The organism is Pseudomonas sp. JQ170C, from assembly GCF_035581345.1.
Classification (GTDB): domain Bacteria; phylum Pseudomonadota; class Gammaproteobacteria; order Pseudomonadales; family Pseudomonadaceae; genus Aquipseudomonas.
Genome location: NZ_CP141608.1, coordinates 841,920 through 855,246 on the forward strand (window position 1 = coordinate 841,920; position 13,327 = coordinate 855,246).

18 protein-coding genes are annotated in these 13,327 nt (G+C 62.1%); 11 read left to right on the forward strand and 7 right to left on the reverse strand.

What is annotated here, in order from left to right:
* The first annotated feature begins 42 nt into the window (after nucleotides 1-42).
* Together U9R80_RS03700 and hemH are read left to right on the forward strand one after the other, a co-directional pair.
* Complete coding sequence (locus U9R80_RS03700) at nucleotides 43-948, forward strand: TIGR01777 family oxidoreductase (RefSeq protein WP_301840913.1); 906 nt, start codon at nucleotides 43-45, stop codon at nucleotides 946-948.
* 13 nt (nucleotides 949-961) lie between these two features.
* Complete coding sequence (gene hemH / locus U9R80_RS03705; protein WP_301840912.1) at nucleotides 962-1,975, forward strand: ferrochelatase; 1,014 nt, start codon at nucleotides 962-964, stop codon at nucleotides 1,973-1,975.
* 63 nt (nucleotides 1,976-2,038) lie between these two features.
* Here hemH and U9R80_RS03710 read toward each other — a convergent pair whose 3' ends face one another.
* Together U9R80_RS03710 and upp are read right to left on the reverse strand one after the other, a co-directional pair.
* Entirely contained in the window at nucleotides 2,039-3,301 is a 1,263-nt protein-coding gene (locus tag U9R80_RS03710; RefSeq protein WP_301840910.1) for a uracil-xanthine permease family protein, read from the reverse strand.
* 2 nt (nucleotides 3,302-3,303) lie between these two features.
* Nucleotides 3,304-3,942: a uracil phosphoribosyltransferase gene (gene upp, locus U9R80_RS03715; RefSeq protein WP_301840909.1), complete on the reverse strand. Its 639-nt coding sequence runs from the start codon at nucleotides 3,940-3,942 to the stop codon at nucleotides 3,304-3,306.
* 165 nt (nucleotides 3,943-4,107) lie between these two features.
* On the opposite strand from upp, the gene U9R80_RS03720 reads away from it, so the two are divergent.
* The 4 genes from U9R80_RS03720 to U9R80_RS03735 all read left to right on the forward strand — a co-directional run bounded on the left by U9R80_RS03720 (nucleotide 4,108) and on the right by U9R80_RS03735 (nucleotide 6,110).
* Nucleotides 4,108-4,665: a hypoxanthine-guanine phosphoribosyltransferase gene (locus U9R80_RS03720; protein ID WP_301840908.1), complete on the forward strand. Its 558-nt coding sequence runs from the start codon at nucleotides 4,108-4,110 to the stop codon at nucleotides 4,663-4,665.
* A gap of 3 nt (nucleotides 4,666-4,668) precedes the next feature.
* Nucleotides 4,669-5,142: a WbuC family cupin fold metalloprotein gene (locus U9R80_RS03725; protein WP_301840906.1), complete on the forward strand. Its 474-nt coding sequence runs from the start codon at nucleotides 4,669-4,671 to the stop codon at nucleotides 5,140-5,142.
* Between the two features lie 142 nt (nucleotides 5,143-5,284).
* Nucleotides 5,285-5,752 (forward strand): hypothetical protein, encoded by a 468-nt coding sequence (locus U9R80_RS03730; protein WP_301840904.1) that lies wholly within the window; start codon nucleotides 5,285-5,287, stop codon nucleotides 5,750-5,752.
* Between the two features lie 70 nt (nucleotides 5,753-5,822).
* The gene (locus U9R80_RS03735; RefSeq protein ID WP_301840903.1) at nucleotides 5,823-6,110 is read left to right on the forward strand and encodes a PA4642 family protein; all 288 of its coding nucleotides are present in this window, start codon (nucleotides 5,823-5,825) and stop codon (nucleotides 6,108-6,110) included.
* Nucleotides 6,111-6,164: 54 nt separating this feature from the next.
* On the opposite strand, the gene mqo is transcribed toward U9R80_RS03735, so the two are convergent.
* Together mqo and U9R80_RS03745 are read right to left on the reverse strand one after the other, a co-directional pair.
* Nucleotides 6,165-7,670 (reverse strand): malate dehydrogenase (quinone), encoded by a 1,506-nt coding sequence (mqo, locus tag U9R80_RS03740; RefSeq protein ID WP_301840901.1) that lies wholly within the window; start codon nucleotides 7,668-7,670, stop codon nucleotides 6,165-6,167.
* 607 nt (nucleotides 7,671-8,277) lie between these two features.
* The gene (locus U9R80_RS03745) at nucleotides 8,278-8,511 is read right to left on the reverse strand and encodes a hypothetical protein (protein ID WP_301840900.1); all 234 of its coding nucleotides are present in this window, start codon (nucleotides 8,509-8,511) and stop codon (nucleotides 8,278-8,280) included.
* A gap of 176 nt (nucleotides 8,512-8,687) precedes the next feature.
* On the opposite strand from U9R80_RS03745, the gene U9R80_RS03750 reads away from it, so the two are divergent.
* Nucleotides 8,688-9,272, forward strand: a complete 585-nt coding sequence (locus U9R80_RS03750; RefSeq protein WP_301840898.1) for a YajG family lipoprotein — start codon at nucleotides 8,688-8,690, stop codon at nucleotides 9,270-9,272.
* Between the two features lie 62 nt (nucleotides 9,273-9,334).
* On the opposite strand, the gene U9R80_RS03755 is transcribed toward U9R80_RS03750, so the two are convergent.
* Complete coding sequence (locus U9R80_RS03755; RefSeq protein WP_301840896.1) at nucleotides 9,335-9,541, reverse strand: hypothetical protein; 207 nt, start codon at nucleotides 9,539-9,541, stop codon at nucleotides 9,335-9,337.
* Between the two features lie 147 nt (nucleotides 9,542-9,688).
* Between U9R80_RS03755 and U9R80_RS03760 the strand changes: the two genes are divergently transcribed.
* The gene (locus U9R80_RS03760; RefSeq protein WP_301840895.1) at nucleotides 9,689-9,949 is read left to right on the forward strand and encodes a hypothetical protein; all 261 of its coding nucleotides are present in this window, start codon (nucleotides 9,689-9,691) and stop codon (nucleotides 9,947-9,949) included.
* 53 nt (nucleotides 9,950-10,002) lie between these two features.
* On the opposite strand, the gene U9R80_RS03765 is transcribed toward U9R80_RS03760, so the two are convergent.
* Nucleotides 10,003-11,169 (reverse strand): 1-acyl-sn-glycerol-3-phosphate acyltransferase, encoded by a 1,167-nt coding sequence (locus U9R80_RS03765; RefSeq protein WP_301840891.1) that lies wholly within the window; start codon nucleotides 11,167-11,169, stop codon nucleotides 10,003-10,005.
* A gap of 121 nt (nucleotides 11,170-11,290) precedes the next feature.
* Between U9R80_RS03765 and U9R80_RS03770 the strand changes: the two genes are divergently transcribed.
* The 3 genes from U9R80_RS03770 to U9R80_RS03780 are packed head-to-tail and all read left to right on the forward strand — an operon-like array spanning nucleotide 11,291 to nucleotide 12,367.
* A complete protein-coding gene (locus U9R80_RS03770; protein WP_301840890.1) occupies nucleotides 11,291-11,473 on the forward strand; it encodes a CPXCG motif-containing cysteine-rich protein in 183 nt (60 codons plus the stop codon).
* Nucleotides 11,473-11,733: a putative signal transducing protein gene (locus U9R80_RS03775; protein ID WP_301840889.1), complete on the forward strand. Its 261-nt coding sequence runs from the start codon at nucleotides 11,473-11,475 to the stop codon at nucleotides 11,731-11,733. The genes U9R80_RS03770 and U9R80_RS03775 overlap by 1 nt, the downstream gene beginning before the upstream one ends.
* A gap of 13 nt (nucleotides 11,734-11,746) precedes the next feature.
* Complete coding sequence (locus U9R80_RS03780) at nucleotides 11,747-12,367, forward strand: SOS response-associated peptidase (RefSeq protein WP_301840888.1); 621 nt, start codon at nucleotides 11,747-11,749, stop codon at nucleotides 12,365-12,367.
* 63 nt (nucleotides 12,368-12,430) lie between these two features.
* On the opposite strand, the gene U9R80_RS27250 is transcribed toward U9R80_RS03780, so the two are convergent.
* A complete protein-coding gene (locus U9R80_RS27250) occupies nucleotides 12,431-13,273 on the reverse strand; it encodes a methyl-accepting chemotaxis protein (RefSeq protein WP_442964960.1) in 843 nt (280 codons plus the stop codon).
* Nucleotides 13,274-13,327 lie beyond the last annotated feature (54 nt).

Genomic DNA, 13,327 nt, shown 5'->3' on the forward strand with positions numbered 1-13,327 from the left:
TCTTAAAAATAGACCACTGGCGCGCCAAGTGAGGACACAGCCATGCATATATTGTTGACCGGCGGTACGGGGCTGATAGGCCAGCAGCTTTGTCAGCATTGGTTGGCCAAAGGTCATCAGCTGACAGTGTGGAGTCGACGCCCCGAACAGGTGGGCAGATTGTGCGGCGCTGGTGTGCGCGGCATCGCCCGGCTGGATGAGTTGAGCGAGGATGAGCCGCTTGATGCCGTGATCAATCTGGCCGGGGCGCCGATTGCCGATCGGCCCTGGACGGCGCGGCGGCGAGCGCTGTTGTGGGGCAGTCGGATCACCCTGACCGAGCAGTTGCTGGCCTGGCTTGGGCAGCGCCAGCAGCGCCCCGAGGTGCTGATTTCCGGGTCTGCAGTAGGCTGGTATGGCGACGCTGGCGAGCGTGAGCTGACCGAGGCCTCGCAGCCGGTCAAAGAAGATTTCGCCAGCCAGCTGTGCATCGCCTGGGAAGAAACCGCGCAACGCGCCCAGGCCCTGGGCATACGTGTGGTGCTGGTGCGCACGGGGCTGGTGCTGTCGAGCGAAGGCGGCTTTTTGTCGCGCCTGCGCACACCGTTCAAACTGGGACTGGGCGGGCCGATCGGGGATGGTCGCCAGTGGATGCCGTGGGTTCATATCCACGACCAGATCGCCCTGATTGATTTTCTCTTGCAGCAAAAGGACGCCAGCGGTCCTTATAATGCCTGCGCCCCGGAGCCGGTGCGCAACCGTGAGTTCGCCAAGCGCCTGGGCAGAGCACTGCATCGACCGGCCTTCATGCCGTTGCCGGCGCTGGTGCTCAAGGCCGGGCTGGGTGAGTTGTCGACCCTGCTGCTGGGCGGACAGCGGGCGCGACCGGTGCGTTTGCTCGCCGCCGGCTTCACCTTCCGCTTCAATGATTTGCAATCGGCCCTGGATGAGTTGTCCAGTCGCCTCTGAAATAGGACGTTGCATGACCGATCACGCTCTGCTGCTGGTCAACCTGGGTTCGCCGGCCACCACCTCGGTGGCCGATGTGCGCCGCTACCTCAATCAGTTTCTGATGGACCCCTACGTCATCGACCTGCCATGGCCGGTGCGACGCTTGCTGGTGTCGCTGATCCTGATCAAGCGCCCTGAGCAATCGGCCCATGCCTATGCCTCGATCTGGTGGGATGAAGGTTCACCGCTGGTGGTGCTGACCCGCCGCCTGCAGGCCGCCATGCGCGAGCAGTGGAGCCATGGCCCGGTGGAAATGGCCATGCGCTACGGCGAGCCCTCCTTGCCGACCGTGCTGGCGCGCCTGGCTGCACAGGGCGTGAAGCAGGTCACCCTGGCGCCGCTCTACCCACAATTTGCCGACAGCACCGTGACCACCGTGGTCGAGCAGGCGCGCCAGGTGATCGCCGAACAGAAGCTGGCGCTGCAAATGCGTGTGCTGCAGCCGTTCTACGACCGCCCGGAGTACATCGATGCGTTGGTGGCCAGTGCCAAGCTTTATCTCGAACAGGATTACGACCATCTGCTGCTGAGCTTCCATGGCCTGCCCGAGCGGCACCTGAAGAAGCTCGACCCCACTGGCAGCCATCGCTTCCAGGACCCGGACTGCTGTCGCGATTCCTCGCCTGAAATGCTCGCGGTGTGCTATCGCGGCCAGTGCATCCGCACCGCCCAGGCGTTCGCCCGGCAGATGGGTATCCCGGATGGTAAATGGTCGGTGTCGTTCCAGTCGCGCCTGGGGCGGGCCAAGTGGATCGAACCCTACACCGAGACGCGCCTGGACGAGCTGGGCAAGGCGGGCGTGAAAAAACTGCTGGTTATGTGCCCGGCCTTTGTCGCCGACTGTATCGAGACGCTGGAGGAGATTGGCGATCGCGGTCGCGAGCAGTTTATCGAGGCGGGTGGGGAGGAGTTGGTGCTGGTGCCGTGCCTGAATGATCACCCGCAATGGGTGCAGGCATTGAAGGGAATGTGCGAACAGGCTTGATGAAAGGATCGCGGGGCAAGCCCGCTCCTACACGGTAGGAGCGGGCTTGCCCCGCGATGCGGTTCAATCCTGAGCCTTGTTCTTCCAGCCGTCATTCCCCGGCAGCAGCAGGTTCAGCGCAATCGCCACCACCGCGCACAGGGCGATACCTTTGAGGCCCCAGTCATCCGGGCCGGTGCCGGTACCCACCAGCACGCCACCGATACCGAACACCAGTGTCACCGAGACGATCACCAGGTTGCGGGCTTCGCCCAGGTCGATCTTGTGGCGGATCATGGTGTTCATGCCAACCGCCGCGATCGAGCCGAACAGCAGGCAGAGGATGCCACCCATCACCGGTACCGGAATGCTTTGCAGCAGCGCACCGAACTTGCCGATGAAGGCCAGGGTGATGGCGAAAATCGCCGCCCAGGTCATGATCTTCGGGTTGTAGTTCTTGGTCAGCATCACCGCGCCCGTGACTTCGGCGTAGGTGGTGTTGGGCGGGCCGCCGAACAGGCCGGCGGTGGTGGTGGCGATACCGTCGCCGAGCAGGGTGCGATGCAGGCCGGGCTTTTTCAGGTAGTCGCGACCGGTGACGCTGCCCACGGCAATGACGCCGCCGATATGCTCGATGGCCGGCGCCAGGGCAACCGGCACGATGAACAGGATCGCCTGCCAGTTGAAGGTGGGCGCCGTGAAATGCGGCAGGGCCAACCATGGTGCTGCGGCGATCTTGGCGGTATCGACCACGCCAAAGTAGAACGACAGGCCAAAGCCCACCAGCACACCGGCGATGATCGGTACCAGGCGGAAGATGCCTTTGCCGAACACGGCGACGATCAGGGTGGTCAGCAGGGCCGGCATCGAGATCATCATGGCGGTGCTATAAGGCAGCAGCTCGGTACCGTCACCGGCCTTGCCCATAGCCATGTTGGCCGCAATCGGCGCCATGGCCAGGCCAATGGAGATGATCACCGGGCCGATCACCACGGGCGGCAGCAGGCGATCAATAAAGCCTGTGCCTTTGATCTTCACCGCCAGGCCCAGGAAGGTGTAGACGAACCCGGCCGCCATGACCCCGCCCATGGTCTCGGCCAGGCCGAACTGGCCTTTGGCGAGGATGATGGGCGTGATGAAGGCAAAGCTCGACGCCAGGAAGACCGGAACCTGACGGCCGGTCACCACCTGAAACAGTAGAGTTCCCAGACCCGCAGTGAACAGCGCGACGTTAGGGTCGAGGCCGGTGATCAGCGGCATCAGCACCAAGGCGCCAAAGGCGACGAACAGCATCTGTGCGCCAGAGAGGACCTGACGCCAGAGCGGGTCGTTGAACTCCTGCTGCATGTTCAGGCGTCCTTCTGCTTGGTGCCGAAGATCTTGTCACCGGCATCGCCCAGGCCCGGGATGATGTAGCCGTGTTCATTCAGGCGCTCGTCGATCGAGGCGGTGTAGATCTGTACGTCCGGGTGGGCTTTCTCGACCACGGCAATGCCTTCGGGCGCAGCAACCAGCACCATGGCGCGGATGTCCTTGCAGCCGGCTTTCTTCAGCAGGTCAATGGTGGCAACCATCGAGGCGCCGGTGGCCAGCATCGGGTCGATGATCAGCGCCAGGCGCTCGTCGATTTCCGGGGCGAGTTTTTCCAGGTAGGTATGCGCTTCGAGGGTTTCCTCGTTGCGGGCAACGCCCACGGCGCTGACCTTGGCGCCCGGGATCAGGCTGAGCACGCCGTCGAGCATGCCGATGCCGGCGCGCAGGATCGGTACTACAGTAATCTTCTTGCCGGCGATTTTCTCGACCTGGACCTTGCCGCACCAGCCTTCGATTTCGTAGGTTTCCAGTGGCAGGTCTTTGGTCGCTTCGTAGGTCAGGAGCGTGCCGACTTCCTGGGCGAGTTCGCGAAAGTTCTTGGTGCTGATATCGGCACGGCGCATCAGGCCGAGCTTGTGACGGATCAGCGGATGGCGGATCTCACGGGTAGGCATAGGGAAAGGCTCCGGGGGGCGGGCAAAAAAACGGCGGTAGATTAATCTATTCAGCCACCTGTGTCCTATAGGCATTCTGGACGTTAGTCCATAAATGCTTGATCTGACGCCCCTGGATGCGTACCTTTGCCCGCTTTTCTCAATTGCTGCCCCTTGGAGAGCGCCATGTCCGCTGATCTCGAGCATATCCGTCAAGTCATGCGAGAGGCTGACTGCCTTTACACCGAAGCCGAAGTCGAGGCCGCCATTGCCCGTGTTGGCGCGCAGATCAGCGACGTGCTCGCCGAACGCAACCCGGTGGTGTTCTGTGTGATGAACGGTGGCCTGATCTTCGCCGGCAAACTGCTCACCCATTTGCAGTTCCCGCTCGAGTCCTCCTACCTGCACGCCACGCGCTACCGTAATCAGACCAGCGGTGGTGATCTGTTCTGGAAAGCCAAGCCGGAAGTCTCGTTCATCGACCGCGACGTGCTGATCATCGATGACATTCTTGACGAAGGTCACACCCTCAGTGCCATCATCGACTTCTGCAAGCATGCTGGTGCCCGCGCCGTGCATACCGCTGTACTGATCGACAAGGACCACGACCGCAAGGCCAGCGCCGACCTCAAGGCCGACTTCTGCGGCCTGAGCTGCATCGACCGCTACGTGTTCGGCTATGGCATGGACTACAAGGGTTACTGGCGCAACGCCAACGGTATCTTCGCCGTAAAAGGACTCTGACTCATGCGCCAGCCCGGTTTTCTCGATCAATCGTTGTTTGCCGAGCTGGCTGACAAGTCGGCGGCCAACCCCCGTGGCCGCCAGCATCACAACTTCCACGAGATGGAAGAGCCTTGCCACCGCATGGCGGTGGGGCTGCAGCCTTCTACCTATATTCCGCCGCACCGGCACCTGTCGGCCGACAAGGCCGAGTGCCTGATCGTGCTGCGCGGCAAGCTGGGCCTGTTGATCTTCGATGAGCAGGGTACGGTGCTCGATAAGCGGGTGCTTGAGGCCGGTGGCGATTGCCTGGGTGTCGACCTGGCGCCCGGTACATTCCATGGCCTGGTGGTGCTGGAGGCGGACAGCATCATGTTCGAGTGCAAGTCCGGCCCTTATCGCCCGGTCGGTGAGGGTGAGCTGGCCAGTTGGGCGCCGCGTGAAGGTGAGCCGGGTGTGGCCGAGTACCAGGCCTGGATGCGCGCGCAGTTCGACTGATACCACCGTAGGAGCGGGCTTGCCCCGCGATGTGGCTGTGGGATTGCTATCGCGGGGCAAGCCCGCTCCCACAGCAAGCCCACACACAACAAGCCCGCTCCTACAATCTGCTAAAGTGCCAGGCCGCCCCAAGGAGCCTGTCATGCGTGCGATTGTCCCTCTTCTCCTGTTGTTGAGCATGCCTCTGGCTGCTGCCCCCCTGCATAATCAGTTCCTGCCACCGGATGACCTGTCCCTGCGCCAGGAAGCCGCCGAAACCCAGCAACTGCTGCAGGTCACCAGCTACTCGGTAGTGCTCGGCAATCAGCGCCAGTCCAACCAGCAACCTATTCCAGTGACCGCGCCGCTGACGCTTCGCCTCAAGGGCAAGCCGTTGAGCAAGGGCGCCACCTTGAGCCAGGTGTTGATCAGCTTCGATGGCGAAAGTAAAAGCCTGAAAAAGCCGGTGTTCGACCCGAAGAGCAAAGTCCTGAGCCTGAATTACCCGCTCAGTCAGTACCCGGTGATTCTCGATTTGCTGCGCAACGACACGGTCTATGTACAGTTTCTCAGCTACCCCAACGGCCACGTCTGGGCCGATCTGCACACCGGGGCTGTACGCGCGCGTTGAGCGCCGGGGCTAGGCAGGGGTAAACTGCCGGCCCGTGAAAATGTCCGTGATGGTTCAGTTGGAGTCGGTAATGCGTAAAGACAAAAAGCAAGTGATTGGGGATGAGATCAGCGACGAGTACGTCAAATCCTTCCTGCAGTTCGAGCCGGCTGATGCGACTTCGCCTTCGCTGCACAAGCTGGTAAAGGCCTACCGCGGTCTGCGCATCGATGACTTCGAGCGCTTTGTCGGCTTCTTCGTCGAGGCCGGGCTGGACCTGGACGGCAAGGACGAGCACGGCCAGACCTTCGTCGACCAGATCCGCGACCAGCGCAATGCCGCCGAGTACATCGAGATCATCGACAAGGCCCGTGGTTGATTGAATCGCGCCCATAAAAAAACGCCCCGAAGGGCGTTTTTTTATGCCGGTGCGTTACGCGTAGTTCTGCGCCGGGCTGTTTTCGACCAGGCCCAGGACCTCGTCGTTGTGCGCGCTGATCTTGTGATACAGCGCAGCGTCGGCGGCCAGGACCTTTTCCCGGGCCGGGAAAATTTCCTTGAGCTTGGCAGCCCAGGCGCCCTTGGTCTGCTCGGGGAAGCAGCGCTCGATCAGCTCGAGCATGATCGACACGGTTACCGAGGCACCAGGGGAAGCACCGAGCAGGGCGGCCAGGGTGCCGTCCTTGGCAGCCACCAGTTCGGTACCGAACTGCAGGACGCCGCCTTTTTTCGGGTCTTTCTTGATGATCTGCACACGCTGACCGGCCACTTCCAGGCGCCAGTCCTCGGCTTTGGCCTCGGGGTAGAAGCGGCGCAGGGAATCAAGACGCTGCTCCATCGACTGCATCACTTCGCTGACCAGGTACTTGGTCAGGTCCATGTTGTCGCGGGCCACGGCCAGCATCGGGCCGATGTTGCCCATGCGTACCGACAGCGGCAGGTCAAGGAACGAGCCGTGCTTGAGGAACTTGGTGGTGAAGCCGGCGTACGGGCCGAACAGCAGGGAGGTCTTGCCGTCGACGACGCGGGTGTCCAGGTGCGGCACCGACATCGGCGGCGAGCCGACGGCTGCCTGGCTGTAGACCTTGGCCTGGTGCTTCTTGACCACTTCCGGGTTGTCGCAACGCAGCCACTGGCCGCTGACCGGGAAGCCGCCAAAGCCTTTGCTCTCTTCGATGCCCGAGGCTTGCAGCAGCGGCAGGGCCGCGCCACCGGCGCCGAGGAACACGAAGCGGGCGTCGACTTCACGACTGCTGCCGCTGTTGACGTCCTTGATGCTGACGGTCCAGCCGCTGCCGTTACGGCGCAGGCCGGTCACGCGCTTGCAGTACTTGACCTGGGCATCCGGCGCGTTGGCCAGGTGCTTGAGCAGCTTGTTGGTCAGGGCGCCGAAGTTGACGTCGGTGCCTTTCATGACGCGGGTGGCGGCGATTTTCTGGTCGGTAGGGCGACCCGGCATCATCAGCGGCATCCAGTCGTTCATCACCGCTTTGTCTTCGGTGTACTCCATCTCGGAGAAGGCATGGTGCTGCTTGAGCAGCTCAAAGCGCTTCTTCAGGAAGCCGACGCCTTTCTCGCCCTCGACGTAGCTCAGGTGCGGAATGGGGTTGATGAACGCACGCGGCGAGCTGAACGCGCCTTTTTTGCTCAGGTAAGCCCAGAACTGCCGGGAAACCTCGAACTGGGTGTTGATGTGCACCGCTTTCTTGATGTCGATGCTGCCGTCGGCGGCCTGCGGCGTGTAGTTCAGTTCACACAGCCCGGCATGGCCGGTCCCGGCGTTGTTCCACGGGTTGGAACTTTCCGCGGCACCCGAATCCATCAACTCGACGACTTCCAGCTTGATTGCCGGGTCGAGTTCCTTGAGCAGTACGGCCAGGGTGGCACTCATGATGCCTGCCCCTACCAGTACTACATCGACTGCTTCGTTCTGCGCCATTTAACGCGTCTCCAAAATCTACAGCACCAAATTGACAGCATAGGATCCTTGGCTTTGCCAGGATCGCCATGTCCGATTCTTCGCAGTTTTTGCAACTTCAGCGGACACCGCCAACCGGGCTTTGCGTTGCCTATGAACGCATTTTAAGGCCGGTGCGGCAATTCGACTTATGGTCAAGGTGTCCGTCGTGCGTTATGGACCGGCCTCAGGCACTCATCCTGGATGAGCACGTTTGCCAGCTGTTCAGGGCTGTTCGGGACACTTTAGGTGCTTTTGCACATGCCAGACTGTTCATTGCTCGCCACACTCTCGTGAAGTTGTGAAAACCCGTTTTTTCACGCTCTTTTGGAGTCGTGAACCTCAAAAAGGACTGCGCGATGGCAGACCTGGCAGGTTCAGGCAGAGCAGAGGGCCAAATGACGCAGGCACACTGGCTGGTGCAAGACCTGTGTGGAAGGCTCTCTGTGGGCGGTGCGGAGGATGCGCAATGATGAACATTGGCGGTGCTGCGAGGCCCGATCAGGAGACGTCCTTATAATCGGGGGGAGATTATAACGATGTCGCGGGCAGAAATGATCTTTATTAGCGACTTTTATTGAAGCAGCCGTCAGGCGGCCAGGCTGCGTTGTACCCAGTTACCGCGGGGACGCGAGCAAACCCGGGCGCTGGCGGGCAGCGGATGGTTGAGCCAGCTCAGGCGAATTTCGTCGATTTCCACCCATTCGGCGCCACCGGGTTGCACCGTGCACTGCTTGAAAGCCAGGCAATGGCCCTGGTTGTCGAGGCGGGCGAAGCTGCGCATTGGCGTGCGGCGAAACAGGGAAGTCCAGAACCGGGACATGACGTAAACCTCGTTGAGTGCTCTGGGCGCCAGCATAACCGCGGGGTAATGAAACGATTGTGACAGCGAACCGGTGCCGTTGGCGCCTGTCTGATTTGCTAATGGCGCGCTGATGGCTGGCCCGTGTCGGGCTGGTTATACTGGCGGCCTTTGCTGCCTATCCTGGAGAAATGAGCATGTTGCAACGTTTGTTGTTCGGTTTGATCGCGGTGACCAGTCTGACCCTGGTCGGTTGTGCCCACAGCCCGCAACAGCTCAGCCCGCAGCCCAAACTCACCGCCCAGCTGGCGCCGGTCGGTCACGGCCAGCCGGTAGTGGTCAAGGTCGTTGATGGCCGTGGCACCCAGACCCTGGGCACCCGTGGTGGTCTGTACCCTGAAACCAGCGCCATTACCGTGACCGGCAACGACATCCTGCCCAAGCTGCAGGCCCAGGCCGAAGCCGCCGTACGCCTGCTCGGCTTCACCCCGACGCCCAACGCCTACAACGCGCCGCAGTTGACCTTGACCCTGGCCGAGCTCAAGTACCAGTCGCCAAAAGAAGGCCTGTACGTGACTGAAGCCACCATCGGCGCGACCTTCAAGGCTGACGTGTCCAACGCCAACCGTCGTTACAGCGGCCGCTACGGCGCCTCGCTGGATCAGCGTTTCGGCATGGCGCCCAACCAGGAAACCAACACCAAGCTGGTCAGCGACGTCCTGAGCGACGCCCTGACCCGTGTGTTCAAGGACCAGTCCATCGGCCAGATCCTGGGCGAGTAAGCCCGACGCACAAAAAGCCCGATGGCTGCATGGCAGGCATCGGGCTTTTTTGTGCCTGGGGTTCAGGCCGCTTCGACGTAGAAGTCCAGCACGCTGATGCCGGTCGGGCCGTCGACTTCCGGCAGGTCGTGGTGAGTGTGGCCGCCCAGGGCGCAGTACACCAGCCATTGGCGGTCCTGGACATTGAAGGCCAGGCCGTCGATCAGCGCTTGCTGTTCTTCACTTGGGGCGATCAGGTAGAGGCGGTCCTGGTTTTCGGCGTGCAGCATGACAAGCTCCGTTTGGTCACGAGGGCCGGTATGTTCGCGCGTGTGGATGACGATCGTATGACGCTGCTTGTCGTTGGTCGAAAAGCACGGGACTTGCGCGAAGGCTTGGGTAGAATGCCCGCCGACGTATGACTTCGAGGTTGTGTAATGTCGTTGCAAATGCTTTGGGCGCTGCTTGCCGCCCATCCGGCCAAGCTGATCAACGTGGTGGCGCTGCTGGTTACCTGCCCTGGCGGCCTGCTGCTGCACAGTGCCCGACGTCGCGAGGCCCAGGCGCTGGCCGGTGCTCCGAGCGATGAGGCGGTGGTCGATGGCATGACCCTGCGCATCAACCGCTTCTACTACATTCTGGGTTTTGCCTTCCTGGCACTGGCCCTGTTGCTGTCCTGGTTCAGTACCTGGGTTTGAAACCTCGCGGGGCAAGCCCGCTCCAGTAGGAGCGGGCTTGCCCCGCGCTTGCATCAAAGCCCCAATCCCGCCTTGACTCGATACTGGTTACGCACCGGCATCGCATACTGCAACACCAGGTAGGGCCGATGCTCGGCCGGGCAAGCGTCCAGGCGGCGCTGCCATTCAGCCTGGGCACGGGCCAGTTCATCGGCCGCAAATACCTTGTCCGCCTTGGGCACGTCCAGCGCAGGATCGGCATCGGCCCACTGTGCATACGCCAGGTAATGCACCGGGAACAGCCGGTAGCCGCCCAGGATCTGCCGATCGATTTCCGCCGCCAGCTGCTTGGTGTCCTCGAAGAACGCGGTCACCGGCGGGGCGAAGTTGATGTGTACCCGCCCCTTGTAGCCGGTAATGCCCTGGGCGATGCTCAGGTCATCTTCACCCGGTGCTTTGCTGTAGGTGCCGGTGGTGGCGCGGATGAAGAGCTCCCGGGCCTTGGCCTGGTCACACGGGTCGTATTCGTAGCTGATCGATACCGGGCTCAGGTTCAGCGACTGGATCACTGCGCCGAACGGTTCGTCCTTGCGGCTCATGTGGAACATCTTGAGGATCGCCGAATCGGTGCGATCGTCGCCATCCTTGGCCCGGCCTTCGGCCTGGGCGATCCAGATCGACTGGCCGTCGTTGCGGATCGAATGATTGATGTACGCCGACAGGAGCTGGTAGGCGGCGAGTTTTTCCCGGCGACCGGTAATCGAGCGGTGAACGATGAAGCTCTTGTTCAGGCGCATCATGTCGCTGACGAACGGCTTTTGCAGCAGGTTGTCGCCGATGGCGATCCGAGGCGTGGGCAGGCCGGCGTGGTACACCGCATAGTTGACGAAGGCCGGGTCCATGACGATGTCGCGGTGGTTGGCCAGGAACAGGTAAGCGGTACCAGCCTTGAGCAGTTCGACGCCGGTATAGGTCACCCCGTCGGTGGCGCGCTCAATGGTGTGGTCGACGTAGTACTCGACCTTGTCCTGCAGGGTCGAGACGCAGCTGACGCCGGCGAACTCTTTGCGCAGGCGCCGGGCGATCAGCGGCTTGAGCAGCCAGCCCAAGGCACCGGCCATGCGCGGGAAGCGGAAGTGGGTGAGGATATCGAGGAATGCCGGGTCGCTGAGCAGGCGTGCCAGAACGGCAGGGACCTCAGCGTCGTCGTACGGTCGGATGGCATCGAATTCGCCCATCATGCTCTCTTGTTGGAAACGGCTAGGGTAATAGGTAGGGCCGGGGCTCGAAAAACGGCTCGAACACGCGCAGGTCCTGTAAATAGACCGGCAATTATACGCACAAGTCACTGTGGAGGCCGCGATGCTCGAAGCTGCGATCTACGATTGTCCTTATTGCGGTGAAGAAGTTGAGACGACGGTGGACCTGTCCGGTGGCGACCAGGAGTACATCGAGGACTGCCAGGTGTGCTGCAAGCCCATCCGCTTTGTATTACAGGTGCATGGTGATGAATGGATGCTTGATGTCTACGGTGAGAATGACTGATGCAACGAATCTATGAGCCGGAAAGTCTGCTGGAAGCACAAATGCTGATGGGAATGCTCGACAGTGAGGGCATCGCGGTTCACCTGGTGGGGCGCGACCTGATCGGCGCCATGGGTGACCTGCCGATGCAGGGATTGTTGGGGCTGGCGGTGGCGGACGAGCAGGCCGATTACGCACGCCAGTTGATCGCCGCGTACAATGCTGCCCAGCCACTGGCTGGCGACGAACCGGAGAGTGTTCCCGGAACCCTGATTTGCTAGGTCTTTATCCCTCATGTGTGGACGTTATGCGCTGTTTCGCTGGTCTCCCGCCTTTGCTGCATTGCCGGGGTTCCCGACCGACCAGCAGGCGCAATGGAACATCTCGCCCGGTAATTCGGTACTGATCCAGCGTCAGCTTGACGGGCAGCAGACGCTTGCGCGGGCGCGCTGGGGGCTGACGCCGGCCTGGCTGACCGACCTTTCGCGCACCCCCGCCCATGCCCGGGCCGAAACCCTGGCCGAGCAACCGATGTTTCGCGAGGCCTTTCGCCTGCGCCGTTGCCTGATGCCGGCCAACGGCTTTTATGAATGGCGCGGCACCCAGCGCAAGCGGCCTTACTGGCTGACGCCGGGGGAGGGCTCATCGCTGTTCTTTGCGGCGATCTGGGAGGCGTACCCGGTGCAGGACCAGGTGTGGCTGAGTACGGCGGTGGTGACCCAGGCTGCGTTGAATCAGCGTCGACCGTTGATTCTCGATGCTGCCGGTCAGGCGCTGTGGCTCGACCCGGAAACGCCGTCGGCGCGGCTCTACGAATTGCTGGCCAGTACCCAGGCACCGTTGCGTGAGCGGGTGCTGGCCAATTTTGTGAATGATCCGAAGCTCAATGGTCCGGAGTGCCTGACGCCGGCCTGATGGGGCTGTAGGAGCGGGCTTGCCCCGCGATGCATTGATTGCGATCGCAGGACAAGCCCGCGCCTATACCCTGAACTGATTGATCAAGCGCCGCTGCTGCTCGGCCAGCTTGGTCAATTCGGCACTGGCTGTACTGGACTCATCCGCCCCGCCCGCCACCTCGTTGGCCACCTGGCCGATATTGATCACGTTGCGGTTGATGTCTTCGGCCACCGCGCTCTGCTCTTCTGCCGCACTGGCAATCTGGGTGTTCATGTCGTTGATCACCGACACCGCCTGGGTGATGCTTTCCAGGGCCTGGGCGGCGCGAGCGGCCTGCTGCACGCTGTCGTCGGTCTTGCCCTGGCTGTCTTCCATGACCCGCACCACATCGCGGGTGCCTTGCTGCAACTGCTGGATCATCTGCTGGATTTCTTCGGTGGCCTGCTGGGTTTTCTGCGCCAGGTTGCGTACCTCGTCGGCAACCACCGCAAAGCCGCGGCCCTGTTCACCGGCGCGCGCCGCCTCGATGGCCGCGTTCAGGGCCAGCAGGTTGGTCTGCTCGGCAATGGCGCGGATGGCGGTGAGGATGGCGTTGATGTTCTCGCTGTCGCGGGCCAGGGTCTGCACCACGCCCACCGCCCGGCCGATTTCCTCGGCCAGGGCGCTGATCGAGTGGGACGTGTCGCGCACAATCTGCAGGCCCTGGTGGGCGGCCTGGTCGGCGTTGCTGGCGGCCTGGGCGGCATGAGTAGCGTTGCGTGCCACATCCTGGGCGGTGGCGGTCATTTCATGTACGGCGGTGGCCACCAGGTCGATCTCGGCCATTTGCTTGTGCACGCCCTGGTTGGTGCGGATGGCGATGTCTGCCGTGTGCTCCGAGGAGTCGCTGACCTTCTGTACCGAGGCCACCACCTGGCTGATCATCGCCTGCAGCTTGCTCAAAAAGGTATTGAAGCCTTTGGCGATCGAGCCCAGTTC